Annotated in this window: 13 protein-coding genes; 5 read left to right on the top strand and 8 right to left on the bottom strand. The window is 70.3% G+C overall.

Annotation, left to right across the window (positions count from 1 at the left end; all coding sequences use genetic code 11):
* Positions 1-88 precede the first annotated feature (88 nt).
* Positions 89-1,414 (bottom strand): D-amino acid dehydrogenase, encoded by a 1,326-nt coding sequence (locus VEC03_RS19025; RefSeq protein WP_324918950.1) that lies wholly within the window; start codon positions 1,412-1,414, stop codon positions 89-91.
* Between the two features lie 75 nt (positions 1,415-1,489).
* Between VEC03_RS19025 and VEC03_RS19020 the strand changes: the two genes are divergently transcribed.
* Positions 1,490-2,404 (top strand): LysR family transcriptional regulator ArgP, encoded by a 915-nt coding sequence (locus tag VEC03_RS19020; protein WP_324918947.1) that lies wholly within the window; start codon positions 1,490-1,492, stop codon positions 2,402-2,404.
* 15 nt (positions 2,405-2,419) lie between these two features.
* Here the strand turns inward: VEC03_RS19020 and VEC03_RS19015 are convergent, their stop codons facing one another.
* Positions 2,420-3,241, bottom strand: a complete 822-nt coding sequence (locus tag VEC03_RS19015) for a metallophosphoesterase (protein WP_324918944.1) — start codon at positions 3,239-3,241, stop codon at positions 2,420-2,422.
* A gap of 159 nt (positions 3,242-3,400) precedes the next feature.
* Here VEC03_RS19015 and VEC03_RS19010 point away from each other — a divergent pair, with 159 nt between their 5' ends.
* A complete protein-coding gene (locus VEC03_RS19010; protein ID WP_324918942.1) occupies positions 3,401-3,568 on the top strand; it encodes a hypothetical protein in 168 nt (55 codons plus the stop codon).
* 28 nt (positions 3,569-3,596) lie between these two features.
* Here the strand turns inward: VEC03_RS19010 and VEC03_RS19005 are convergent, their stop codons facing one another.
* Positions 3,597-4,562 carry a LysR family transcriptional regulator gene (locus tag VEC03_RS19005; protein ID WP_324918998.1) on the bottom strand — a complete coding sequence of 322 codons (966 nt, stop codon included), beginning with the start codon at positions 4,560-4,562 and terminating at the stop codon, positions 3,597-3,599.
* A 110-nt stretch (positions 4,563-4,672) separates the two neighbouring features.
* Between VEC03_RS19005 and VEC03_RS19000 the strand changes: the two genes are divergently transcribed.
* Both VEC03_RS19000 and VEC03_RS18995 read left to right on the top strand, forming a co-directional pair.
* Positions 4,673-5,116 carry a hypothetical protein gene (locus VEC03_RS19000; RefSeq protein WP_324918938.1) on the top strand — a complete coding sequence of 148 codons (444 nt, stop codon included), beginning with the start codon at positions 4,673-4,675 and terminating at the stop codon, positions 5,114-5,116.
* A 7-nt stretch (positions 5,117-5,123) separates the two neighbouring features.
* On the top strand, positions 5,124-5,276 hold the full coding sequence (locus tag VEC03_RS18995; RefSeq protein ID WP_324918936.1) for a hypothetical protein: 153 nt from the start codon (positions 5,124-5,126) through the stop codon (positions 5,274-5,276).
* A gap of 74 nt (positions 5,277-5,350) precedes the next feature.
* Here the strand turns inward: VEC03_RS18995 and VEC03_RS18990 are convergent, their stop codons facing one another.
* The 4 genes from VEC03_RS18990 to VEC03_RS18975 all read right to left on the bottom strand — a co-directional run bounded on the left by VEC03_RS18990 (position 5,351) and on the right by VEC03_RS18975 (position 9,411).
* Entirely contained in the window at positions 5,351-7,204 is a 1,854-nt protein-coding gene (locus VEC03_RS18990; protein ID WP_324918933.1) for a phosphoenolpyruvate carboxykinase (GTP), read from the bottom strand.
* 333 nt (positions 7,205-7,537) lie between these two features.
* The gene (locus tag VEC03_RS18985; RefSeq protein WP_324918931.1) at positions 7,538-7,690 is read right to left on the bottom strand and encodes a hypothetical protein; all 153 of its coding nucleotides are present in this window, start codon (positions 7,688-7,690) and stop codon (positions 7,538-7,540) included.
* A gap of 67 nt (positions 7,691-7,757) precedes the next feature.
* The gene (locus tag VEC03_RS18980; protein WP_324918928.1) at positions 7,758-8,162 is read right to left on the bottom strand and encodes a PaaI family thioesterase; all 405 of its coding nucleotides are present in this window, start codon (positions 8,160-8,162) and stop codon (positions 7,758-7,760) included.
* A 49-nt stretch (positions 8,163-8,211) separates the two neighbouring features.
* Positions 8,212-9,411, bottom strand: a complete 1,200-nt coding sequence (locus tag VEC03_RS18975; RefSeq protein WP_324918925.1) for a threonine ammonia-lyase — start codon at positions 9,409-9,411, stop codon at positions 8,212-8,214.
* Positions 9,412-9,528: 117 nt separating this feature from the next.
* Between VEC03_RS18975 and VEC03_RS18970 the strand changes: the two genes are divergently transcribed.
* Positions 9,529-11,826: an ATP-binding protein gene (locus VEC03_RS18970; RefSeq protein ID WP_324918922.1), complete on the top strand. Its 2,298-nt coding sequence runs from the start codon at positions 9,529-9,531 to the stop codon at positions 11,824-11,826.
* On the opposite strand, the gene VEC03_RS18965 is transcribed toward VEC03_RS18970, so the two are convergent.
* Positions 11,819-12,493 (bottom strand): hypothetical protein, encoded by a 675-nt coding sequence (locus VEC03_RS18965; RefSeq protein ID WP_324918919.1) that lies wholly within the window; start codon positions 12,491-12,493, stop codon positions 11,819-11,821. The genes VEC03_RS18970 and VEC03_RS18965 overlap by 8 nt on opposite strands.
* Positions 12,494-12,513 lie beyond the last annotated feature (20 nt).

Raw genomic sequence — 12,513 nt, 5'->3', positions numbered from 1 at the left:
CTCCTTCTCACAAGGGGGACCGTGCTGCATGTTATTCCGCACGGTCCGGCCCGGAGGGCAGCTCCGCTGCCCTCCTCGCATCGATCGCTCAGGCCGCGCGCGGGTGCAGTTCGGCGCGCGGTGCCTCGAAGCCGAGGAAGTTGAACGCCATGTCCGGCCGCTCGCCGTCGATCAGGGCCGCCATCGCCTTGCCGGAGCCGGCGCCGTGGGTCCAGCCCAGCGTGCCGTGGCCGGCGTTCACCCACAGGCGGCCGACGCGGGTGCGGCCGATGTACGGGATGTTGGTCGGTGTGGCCGGACGCAGGCCGGCCCAGTAGCGCGGGTTGCCGCCCTCGGCTTCGCTGCGGGTGTCGCACACGCCGGGGAACACTTCCTCGATGCGCCGAGCCAGCATGTCGCAGCGTGCCCGTGCCACCGGCGTGTCCAGCCGGGTGTCCCAGCCGCCCACCTCGATGGTGCCGGCCACGCGCAGCTCGTCGCCCAGGCGCGAGATGGCGCACTTGACCGAGTCGTCCAGCAGGCTGACCGTGGGCGCCCGCGCCGCATCGAGGATGCGGAAGGTGGCGCTGTAGCCCTTGGCCGGGTAGATCGGCAGGTCGACCCCGACCGAGCGCAGCAGCGGCGCGGAATAGGAGCCGCAGGCCACCACCACGGCGTCGGCCTGCAGCCGGCGCAATCCGCCGGTGCTGCGGTCGCGCACGCGGACCACGTCGATGGCGCCGCCGGCCCGCTCCAGCCGCTCGATGTCGTGGCCGAACAGGAAGCGGGCGCCGCGCGCCTCGCAGCGCTGCGCCAGCTGCTCGGTGAACACGCGGGCATCGCCGCTCTCGTCGCTGGGCGTGTAGGTGCCGCCGACGATGCGGTTGCCGAAGGCGCGGAAGGCCGGCTCGATCGCCAGCAGCTCGTCGCGGCCGACCACCCGGCGCGCCACGCCGAAGGACTGCATCAGGCGCGCCGCTTCGTCCGCTTCCGCGAACGCCTTCTCGTCGGTGTAGAAGTGCGCGATCCCGCGCTGCAGCCGCTGGTACTCGATGCCGGTGGCGCGCACCAGGTCCTTCAGCGCCGCATGGCTGTAGCGGCCCAGCGCGACCAGCTGGCCGACGTTGCGCGCGAACGCGGCGTCGTGGCACTGGGCGAGGAACTGCAGGCCCCAGCGCCACTGCTGCCAGTCCCACTGCGGGCGGAACAGCAGCGGCGCATCCTTGCGCAGCAGCCATTTGAGCAGCTTGGCGGGCGCCTGCCGGTTGGCCCAGGGTTCGCAGTAGCTGACCGAGATCTGCGCCGCGTTGGCGAAGCTGGTTTCGCGTGCGGCGGCGTCCTGCCGGTCGACCACGGTGACGTCGTGGCCACGCTCGAGCAGGTGCCAGGCGGTGCTGGTGCCGATGATGCCGGCGCCGAGGACGAGGACGTTCATGCATCCAGTGTCGGCCCGATTGCGGCTTCCATAAAGCAAAGTTAAGCTGATAGTCCGTCCATCAGTGATCCTTATATGAGCACCTTCGACCCCGCCGCCCTGGAATGCCTGGCCGCCATCGTCGAGGAGGGCGGCTTCGAGCGGGCGGCGCGGCGGCTGTCGATCACCCAATCGGCGGTATCCCAGCGGCTGCGGGCGCTGGAGGCGCAGGTGGGCACGGTGCTGATCGTGCGCAGCCGCCCGCTGAGGCCGACGGCGGCCGGCCACCTGTTGCTCAAGCACACCAGGCAACTGCGCCTGCTGCGCGCCGATCTCGAACGCGACCTGAGCGAACTGGCGCCCAGCATGGCCGGCGGCAACCGCGAGGACGAACGGATCTCGATCGCGATCAACGCCGACAGCATCGCCACCTGGGCCTTGCCGGCGTTGGGCGAGCTGGCGCGCCAGGGACTGCCGCTGGAGGTAATCACCGACGACCAGGACTTCACCGACGAGTGGCTGCGCGAAGGCCAGGTGCTGGGCTGCGTCACCACCCTGCGCCAGGCCCTGCGCGGCTGCAAGGTGGCGGCGCTGGGCGCCATGGAATACCTCGCCATCGCCACCCCCGACTACCTGCAGGCGCGCTGCCCGCGCGGGCTGACCCCGCACAACTTCCGCGAGCTGCCCTTCATCGCCTTCAACCGCAAGGACGACATGCAGGCCGAGTTCGTGGCGCGGGCCTTCGGCCTGCGCCGGGTCGGCTTGCGCCAGCTGTTCGTGCCCAGCTCCGAAGGGCAGGTGCGCGCCGTGCTCGCGGGCTGGGGCGTGAGCGTGGTGCCCGAACTGCTGGTTCGGGGGCTGCTGGAGCAGGGCCAGCTGGTCGATGCGCTGCCGGGGCACCGGCTGTCGATCCAGCTCTACTGGCACTGCTGGAACCTGCAGTCCGAGGTGCTGGATGCGCTGACGGGCGCGCTGCGCAGCACCGCGGCCGCGGTCCTCGGGCCGAGCTGATCCAGGCCCGCGCCACTACGGATGGCCGGCCGGCGACACCTCTAGCACCAGCGCAGGCCGGAACCCGTCCTGCTCGCCCTTGCGCGCATAGCCCAGCGGATTGGCCACCACCCGGCAGTCGCCGGCGCGGTAGTCCTGCGGGCAGTGCAGGTGGCCGTGCACCCACAGCTGCGCCCGCGGCAGCAGCTCGTCCAGCGCATTGCAGAAGCCGGCCGTGCCGGGCGTGACGCCATAGCGCGGATCGGCGCTGCGCAGGGACGGGGCGAAATGGGTGACGGCCACGGTCGGCCCGTCGAAGGGCTGTGACAGGGCCTGCCGCAGCCACTGCTGGCACTCCAGCCCCAGCTCGCGCCAGCCCTCGGCCATCAGCGGCTCGCCGCGGCGGTGGGCGGCCGCCTTGCCCAGGTAGAAGTCCGCCGCCCGGAAGGCCTTGTGGCGCTGGCGCAGCGCGCCGGTAGTGTCCGGCGCCTGGGCGGCCAGCGCATCGAAGTCGCTCCACAAGGTGGTGCCGACGAAGCGCACGCCGTCGATCACCACCACCTCGCGCTCCAGCCAGGTGATGCCCAGCCGCTCGCAGGTCTCACGCAGGCGGGCGTGCGTCGCGTCGAAATCGAGGTTGTCGTACTCGTGGTTGCCGGGCACGAACAGCACCGGCACCGGCCAGCCGTGGCGCGGCGAGAAGCGCTCCAGCCCGAAGTCCGTGCCCGGCAGTGCACTGCCCGGCTGGTAGGAGCCGATGTCCCCGGCCAGCACCAGCAGCTCGGCGCCGGGGGCCGGCAGCAGCCGGGCTTCCGGCTGGGTTTCCAGGTGCAGGTCGGAGGCGAGTTGGAATTTCACCCCGGGGATTGTGGAGGGCGCGGGATGCCCGGCCGATGCGCCGGAAGGCAGGACCCATGCCAACCTGGCATGGGAAATCGCTGGCTGGGCAGTGGAAGAATGAGGGAAAACCCTTATTCTTCAAAGCATCCCATTCGCACCGATCCGGTGCATGCCGCCATGTACACCCTGTTCGCCTCGATCGCCCGCCTGTTCAGCTCCGCTCCTGCCGGTGCCGACTATCCCCAACAACTGATGGAAGAAGCTGGCGCCCGCTTCGGCCGCAACCCGCTGCAGGCCGCGGAACTGCGCCAGGCCGCCTCGGCCTGGCTGCGCGTGGTCCGCTGAACCGCAGGCCCTGGGCTCGGCGGCCGGCTCAGAAGTGCCCGGTCGCGAAGGCTTGGCGCGCCGCCGTGAACAGCGCCAGCCGCAGCCAGGCGTGCTCGCTGCGCTGTTCCTGCCGGTGGTGCCAGAGCGACTCCACGTGCACCCGCGGCACTTCGAACGGCAGTTCGCGGATCAGCAGCTCGTTCGCCATGCCCGTCGCGGGCACGAAGTGCTCCGGCAGTACCGTCAGCAGGTCCGAGCCCGTCACCACCCGTCCCGCCGTGAAGAACTGGTTCACGGTCAGCACCACCCGACGCTTGCGCCGCAGCGCCGCCAGCGCCTCGTCGATGAACCCGTAGGCCCGCCCCGAGAAGCTGACCAGCAGGTGGTGGGCGGCGCAGAACGCGTCCAGGGTCAGCGGCTCCCCGGCCAGCGGGTGCTGGCGCCGCATCACGCAGACGTAGCGGCCCTCGTACAGGCGCTGGTGGTTGAAGGCGGCCAGCCCGCTGGCCTGGGCCTGCGCCGTCAGGTCGGCCACGACGGCGGGGAAGAAACCGACCGCCACGTCGATGGCGCCCTCGTCCAGCAGGTGGCGCGGATCGCGGGTGGTCAGCGGCAGCACCCGCAGGGTGATGCCGGGCGCATCCCGTTCGATGATCCCGACCAGCCCCGGCATCAGGGCGGCGGCCGTCGCATCCGCCATCGCCAGCACGAAGGTGTGGACGGCCTGGGAGGCGTCGAACTGCCCCGGCAGCAGCGCACTCTCGAGCTGTCGCAGGGCATCGCTGACCGAGGGCCACAGGGCGAGCGCACGCGGGGTGGGCTCCACCCCGTAGCCGCTGCGCACCACCAGCTTGTCGCCCAGCGCATCGCGCAGCCGGTTGAGCGCGTTGCTGACTGCCGGCTGGGTCATCGCCAGGTTGCGCGCCGCCCGGGTGAGGTTGCGCTCGGCCATGACTTGGTCGAAGACGCGCAGCAGGTTCAGGTCCAGGGTTCGGAAATTTGCCACATCAATACCTTTGGTGAATGGTATGGATAACCAATATTGATTTGCAATATATCAGTGGAAACCCTAATCTCACGTCATCCCCCAGCACCCCTAGCGGTACCGACAGGAGAAATCAAATGACCAGCTTCGCCCGCATCGAATTCCCCGCCCAGCACGCCGGCGTCGCCCGCATGGAGCGGGCCGCGCAGTCGATCAAGCACACCGCCGAGGGCTTCGACCGCTCGCGCAGCGCCGCCACCCTGCTGCTGGCGGCCATCGTCTCCTCGCTGGTGGTGGTGGCCAACCAGGTGGTGGACACCTGGTCCGAGGGCCACCTGCTGGCCGCCTGGATCGTGCTGTGGACCGTCGCGTTCGCCGCCATCGCGCTGCTGGCCACCCCCGTGCGCAGCGCCGGCCGTGTCCTCGGCGCGCGCTGGGAGCGCCTGGCCGAGGCCCGTCGCCAGGCCCGCGCCGACCGCGAATACTGGGACATCGCGCTGACCGACCCGCGCGTGATGGCCGACATCAGCCGGGCCATGGCCTCCTCCGACGTGGCCGTCGACCTGCGCAGCTACCGGTAAGCGCGCCATGCTGATGCTGGCCCTCCGACGTGCCTGGACCTGGGCACTGGCCTCGGCACCCCGCTCGCTGCTGCAGCGACTGGATGGTTGGGCCGAGCGCAGCGCCCGGCGCCGGGCCGAGCGCCGGCGCCGCCGGCTGCTGGCAGCACGCCAGGCCTGAACCGCGACGCCCCATGAACGAAAACAGCCGCCCTCGGGCGGCTGTTTCCATGGGTGCCGGCAGCGATCAGGCGGTCAGGCGGCCAGCCGTTCCTCGATCTTCGCCTTGGTCTGGTTCAGCTCGGCCGGCAGGTGGTAGGCCAGTTTCTGGAACAGCTCGGCGTGCAGTTCCAGTTCCTTCTGCCACGCGGCCTTGTCGATGCTGATGACGCGCTCGAACTGCTCGCGCGAGAAGTCCAGCCCGGTCCAGTTCAGGTCCTCGTACGAGGGGCTGACGCCGAACACGTGGTCGTGGCCGGCGGCCTGGCCCTCGATGCGGTCGATCATCCACTTGAGCACGCGCATGTTCTCGCCGTAGCCGGGCCAGACGAACTTGCCGTCCTCGCCCTTGCGGAACCAGTTCGTGGTGTAGATCCGCGGCAGCTTCACGCCCGCGGCCTGCAGCTTGCGGCCCAGGTCCAGCCAGTGCTGGAAGTAGTCGCTCATGTTGTAGCCGGTGAACGGCAGCATGGCGAACGGGTCGCGCCGCACCACGCCCTGCTGGCCGGTGGCCGCGGCGGTGGTCTCGCTGCCCATGGTGGCCGCCATGTAGACGCCTTCCACCCAGTTGCGCGCCTCGGTCACCAGCGGCACCGTGGTCGAGCGGCGGCCGCCGAAGATGAAGGCGTCGATCGCCACGCCCTGCGGGTCGTCCCAAGCCGGGTCCAGCGCCGGGTTGTTGGTGGCGGACACGGTGAAGCGGGCATTGGGGTGCGCGGCCTTGGCGCCGGTGTTCTTGGCGATCTCCGGCGTCCAGTCCTTGCCCTGCCAGTCGATGGCATGCGCCGGCGGCTCGCCGTCCATGCCTTCCCACCACACGTCGCCGTCGTCGGTCAGCGCCACGTTGGTGAAGATCACGTCCCGCCGCAGGGAATCCATGCAGTTCGGGTTCGTCTTGTAGTTGGTGCCCGGGGCCACGCCGAAGTAGCCGGCCTCGGGGTTGATCGCGTACAGGCGGCCGTCGGCGTGCGGCTTGATCCAGGCGATGTCGTCGCCGATGGTGGTGACCTTCCAGCCCTCGAAGCCCTTGGGCGGGATCAGCATGGCGAAGTTGGTCTTGCCGCAGGCCGAGGGGAAGGCGGCGGCCACGTGGTACTTGCGGCCCTCGGGGTTGGTCACGCCCAGGATCAGCATGTGCTCGGCCAGCCAGCCCTGCTCGCGGCCCATGGTGGAGGCGATGCGCAGCGCGAAGCACTTCTTGCCCAGCAGCGCATTGCCGCCGTAGCCCGAGCCGTAGGACCAGATCTCGCGCGTCTCCGGGTAGTGGACGATGTACTTGGTCTGGTTGCAGGGCCAGCTGACATCCTGCTGGCCCGGCTGCAGCGGCGCGCCCACGGTGTGCACGCAGGGCACGAACTCGCCATCCACGCCCAGCACGTCGTACACCGCCTTGCCCATGCGGGTCATGATCTTCATGTTGACCGCCACGTACGGGCTGTCGGACAGCTCGATGCCGACGTGGGCGATCGGCGAGCCCAGCGGGCCCATGGAGAACGGCACCACGTACATGGTGCGACCGCGCATGCAGCCGTCGAACAGCGGCTGCAGGGTGGCGCGCATCTCGGCCGGGTCCATCCAGTTGTTGGTCGGGCCGGCGTCCTCCTTCTTCTGCGAGCAGATGAAGGTGCGGTCCTCCACCCGGGCCACGTCGCTCGGATCCGAGCAGGCCAGGTAGGAGTTGGGGCGCTTGGCGGGGTTCAGGCGCTTGAAGGTCCCGGCGTCGACCAGCTGCTGGCACAGCCGGTCGTACTCCTCCTGGCTGCCGTCGCACCAGTGGACCGAATCGGGTTTGCACAGCGCCACCATGTCCGCCACCCAGGCGATCAGCCGGGCATTGCGCACATGGGCGGGCGTATTGAGGCTCAGCCCCTGCATCACGGGTGAATTCATCGTCACGAAGCTCCTGAAACGAAAACCGGGTTTCAGAAAGGCGGAGCTCTGCAACGGGCCGAGCGCGCCTTTTTGAAACCGGGCTTGGCTCAGTCGGCGTGCGGTGGGCGAAGGGCGGCTGCAGGATCGCTGCAGGGCCGCCGGGGGCGTTCCGCGGGTCGGCTGGGGAAGGGGAATTTTAGGTAGGGGGAGAGGCCCCTGGCTCGACGATCCCGGCGATTCCATGCAAAAGACTCATGACTTTATGCAAGGCAGAGGCGGCGCGCCGAAAAGCAAGACAGCCCGGCTGCGTGCGCAGGCCGGGCTGTCGGAAGTTGGGGAAAGCAGGTGGCGTCAGGCCATGTAGACCGCGATGAACGCGAGCAGGAACATCAGCAGCCCGCCGACGACGGGGATCACGACCGGGATCGCGTGGACGACGGCGTCCATCGGGTCCTGGTGTTCGGTGGCTTCGCCGTGGCTGTGGCGCTGTTCGGTACTCGTCATGGCTCTGGCTCGTGTCTGGCTTGTGCTTCGAAAACGGTCATTCTAGCGGCGACCGGACAGCCGCACCCTAGAGCAGGGCATAGGTGGTGCTGGCGCGGCAGACGCTCTTGCCGTCCTCGGCGCCCCGGATGTCGATCTCGCCGAAAGCCAGCGCCTTGCCGGCCCGGACCACGCGCGCCTGCACCAGCGCGTCCTGGCCGCTGAGCGGGCGCAGGAAGCTGCTGTTCATCTGCACCGTCGTGCAGGGCCGGAACTCGCCGAACAGGTTGATCAGGGCCAGCACCATCGCGGTGTCGGCGGCGGCCATCATGGCCTGGCCACACAGCATGGCGCCGGTGCGGGCCAGCTGCGGGCTCTGCGGCAGCCGCAGCGTGACGCTGTCGTTGTCGAAGGCCTCGGCCTTCAGCCCCAGCGCCTGCACCCACGGCGCGAAATAGTCGGGAAGGGCGGCTTGCAGCTGGTCGAGCGTCATGGCCGGTCATCATACGGACGGGCTGCCGCCGGCGGAAGCCGCCCGGCGCTCACTGCCGCTCGGCCTGGAACCCGGCCTCGTGCAAGGCGTCCAGCACCGCCTGCACGTGCTGCGCCCCGCGCGTCTGGATCACCAGCTCGATCTCCACGTTCTGGGCGGCCAGCATGGTGAAGGCGCGCTGGTGGTGCACCTCGTCCACGTTGGCGCCGGCGTCGGCGACGGTGGCGGTGATCTTCGCCAGGGATCCGGGCACGTCGCGGGCGCAGACCCGGATGCGCGCCAGCCGGCCGGCGCGCACCATGCCGCGCTCGATGATGGCCGCCAGCAGCAGCGGATCGATGTTGCCGCCGCCCAGCACCAGCCCGACGGTACGGCCCTGGAAGCGCTCCGGATGCTTGAGCATGGCGGCCAGCCCGGCCGCGCCGGCGCCCTCCACCAGGGTCTTCTCGATCTCCAGCAGCATCACGATGGCCTGCTCGATGTCGCCCTCGTCCACCAGCAGGATGTCGTCCACGCAGCGCTCGATGATCGCGCGCGGGATCTCGCCCGGCGTGCCCACCGCGATCCCCTCGGCGATGGTCGAGGGCCCCTGCGGCAGCCGGGTGTGCTTGACCGCGTTGTACATGTTGGGAAAGCGCACGGTCTGCACGCCCACCACCTCGATCGACGGCTTCAGCGCCTTGGCGGCCAGCGCCATGCCGGCGATCAGGCCGCCGCCGCCGACCGACACCACCAGCGCGTCCAGCCCCGGCACGTCCTCCAGCATCTCCAGTGCCGTGGTGCCCTGGCCGGCCACGATGGCCTCGTCGTCGTAGGGGTGGACGAACACCAGGCCCTGCTCGCGGGCCAGCGCCGTCGCGTGGGCGCGGGCCTCGTCCAGTGTGTCGCCTTTCAGCACCACTTCGGCGCCGAAGCCGCGGGTGCGCTCGACCTTCACGCCCGGCGTGAAGCGCGGCATCACGATCACCGCCCGGATGCCCAGCCGCTGCGCGTGGTACGCCACGCCCTGCGCGTGGTTGCCGGCGCTCATCGCGATCACGCCGCGCGAGCGCTCGGCCGGCGACAGCTGGGCCAGCATGTTGCACGCGCCCCGCTCCTTGAAGGAGGCCGTGAACTGCAGGTTCTCGAACTTCAGGAAGATGCGGGCACCGGTCAGTTGCGACAGGGTTTGCGAGGCCACGCAGGGTGTCCGCAGCACCTGTCCTTGCAGGCGGCCGGCCGCGGCGCGGATGTCGGCGAGTTCGAGCATGGCGCATTGTCAGGCCGCGGCCGGCAACCCCGCTCGCCCATCAATGCCTTCCATGGCGGATGAAGCCGGGTTATCGTAGGCGCCGCATGTCCTGGTGACATGCAATGGAGGTCGCCCATGGTCAAGCGAATGGTCGATGCGCAGATGCTGGTGTCACCCGGTCTGAAGGACGCGCCGGTGCTGGATCTGATGTGCTCGCACTTCGTGCTGACGCTGGCGGCCAAGCAGGGCGGCAAGTTCAACGTCCGGCGCGACCTCAATGGCCTGCTGTCGCTGGCCGGCCGCCACCTGGTGTGGCCGGCACCGGCGCTCGCGCGGCTGCGCGAATTCCTCGGGCGCCGCTGCAAGGACAACGAGTTCTGGCGCGGCCACGAGCAGCTGCCGGTGGCCGAATTCCTGGAGCGGCACGGCGTCTGGCGCGGCCCCTACGAGGAAGGCACGCTGTTCTTCTACCTCGACGAATACGCCAAGGACCAGCCCAAGGACCTGCTGTCGGTGCTGGCGGCCACGGGCGAGTGGCTCACGCGCGCGCTGAAGAAGCAGTCCACGCTGGTGGAGAAGAACATCGACGCCCTGTCCGGCCTGCTGCAGCTGAACCAGGCCGAGCGCGCCCTGCTGCTGTACGGCACGCTGGCGCGCTACCAGCGCGACCTGCGCAGCATCCTGGTGGAGTTCAAGGTCAACAACGCGCCGGAGGCCTATGCGGCCCTGGCCGAACTGGCCGGCGTCGACGCCGCCGACATCGGCGAGGCGCTGCGGGCCGGCTCGCGGCTGGAACGCATCGGGCTGGTCGAGAACCTGATCTCCGAGCACAACATCACCGACCTGGCCGACCTGATGAAGGTCAGCGAGAAGCTGCCGCCGGTGCTGATGCGGGAGTACCGCGACCAGAACGAGCTGATGGCGGTGTTCACCCGCCCCAGCAGCAAGAGCGGCCTGGTGCTGGCCGATTTCGCCTTCGTGCAGGACGAGGCGCAGGTGCTGTGCGCGCTGCTGCGCAACGCGGTGGACCGCAAGGAGCCGGGCGTCAACGTGCTGCTGTACGGACCGCCCGGCACCGGCAAGACCGAGCTGGCCAAGGTGGTGGCCCAGGCCGCGGGGCTGGAGCTGTTCGAGGTGGAATACGCCGACCGCGACGGCAACTCGCTGTCCGGGCGCGACCGCTACCGCTCGCTGCAGATCGCCCAGGTGTTCCTCAAGGGCAGCGCGCGGGCCGCGCTGCTGTTCGACGAGGTCGAGGACGTGTTCCCGCCGATCAGCTCGGAGGCGGCGCAGCTGATGGCGCGGGCCGAGCAGGTGGCCGCGCCCGCCAGCCACAGCGTGAGCGGCAAGGCCTGGGTCAACCAGATCCTGGAATCCAACCCGGTGCCCACGCTGTGGGTCACCAACCGCATCGAGCAGATCGACCCGGCCTTCCGGCGCCGCTTCGCCTACCACCTGGAACTGAAGTCGCCGCCGCCCGGCGCGCGCGAGGGGCTGGTGCGCAAGACGCTGGAAGGCGTGGCGGTGTCGGAGGACTTCGTCGCTCGGCTGACTGCGCGCAAGGGCCTGACGCCGGCCCAGATCCGCACCGCCGTGCGCTTCGCCGGGCTGGCCTCGGATGCCGGCACCAGCGTCGAGAGCCTGATCGAGCGCCAGTTGCGCAACGCCGACCAGGCATTGGGCAATCGCGCCCCCGGCGCGATCCGGCCCGCGGTCACGGCCTACGACCTGGCGATGCTGAACGTGGAGAGCCGCTTCGAGGTCCCGCGCATCGTCGACGCGCTCAAGGCGCGCGGACACGGCACGCTGTGCTTCTACGGTCCGCCGGGCACCGGCAAGACGGCGCTGGCCGAGCACATCGCCCGCAGCCTGGACCAGCCGCTGATGGCGCGGCAGGCCAGCGACCTGATGAGCAAGTTCGTGGGCGAGACCGAGCAGAACATGGCCGCCATGTTCCGCGAGGCCGAGGCCGAGAAGGCGGTGTTGCTGCTGGACGAGGCCGACAGCTTCCTGCTGGACCGCCGCGGCGCGCAGCGCACCTACGAGGTCACCGAGGTCAACGAGATGCTGCAGGGCATGGAGCGCTTCGCCGGCATCTTCATCTGCACCACCAACCTGCTGGACCGGCTGGACCAGGCGGCGCTGCGGCGCTTCACCTTCAAGATCCGCTTCAAGCCGCTGGCGGCGGCGCAGCGCGAGGCCATGTTCGTGACCGAGGCGCTGGGCGGCGAAGCGGCGGCGCTGACGCCGGCGATGCGCGCGCGGCTGGCGCGGCTGGACCTGCTGTGCCCGGGGGACTTCGCGGCCGTGAAGCGGCAGGTGCAGATCCTGGCTGCGGCCGACTACGGGCCGCTGGAATTCCTGGAGCAGCTGGAGGCCGAGCACCGCATCAAGCCGGAGGTGCGCGAGGCCCGACCCATGGGCTTTACCTGAGGCTCTCGGCCGCGGTTTCGGGCGGCGGCTCCTTCAGGGGCTCGAAACCCCAGGCCGGCTCGTCGGGTCCGCGCTCGGGTTCCACCGCCGGCCACTCGAGCTGCGACTCGGAGCGGTCGCTGCCCGGGCCGCCTTGCGACGCCCCGCGGATGACCGTGCGGGCCTCCACCGGCACCGGGACCAGGCCTTCGTAGCGCGCGGTCCAGCTGCCACGGGCGGCGACGCGCGGCATGAAGCGGCCGCCCACCGAATCGAGGGTGACGTCGGCCTCCAGCGTGAGTTCCCCCTCGGCAGCGGCAACGGCTTTCCAGCGGATCGTCCCGCCGACACGGCCCTTCCGGGATTCGATGCGCGCTTCGCCGCTGCTGCCTGGCTGCAGCGGGACCTTCCAGAGCGAGCCGTCCTGGGGGACGTACACCCGCTGGCCCATGCGCCAGGCCAGGATCTGCCCCTGGGGCGAGGCCATGTCGCCGCTGCTCCAGCGCACGTTGCCGCCCGGCAGCGTGAAGGACTGCAATGGGATGCGCTCGATCCCGCCGGTGAGCAGATCCCGCACCACCAGCTTGGCGATCGGCGCTTGCGCAAGGGCGGCGCCCGATCCCCACAGCACGGCGCCCAGCGCCAACGTGGAGCCCGCGCGGGCCAGGCGATGCAGCGAGTTCTTCATGGCGGCAGCAAGGTGAGATC

Origin of the sequence: Ramlibacter sp. (assembly GCF_035627355.1) — a bacterium.
In the GTDB taxonomy this organism is placed as follows: domain Bacteria; phylum Pseudomonadota; class Gammaproteobacteria; order Burkholderiales; family Burkholderiaceae_C; genus Ramlibacter.
The sequence above is the reverse complement of the archived record's forward strand: the minus strand, read 5'-3'. Positions and strand labels throughout refer to the sequence as shown.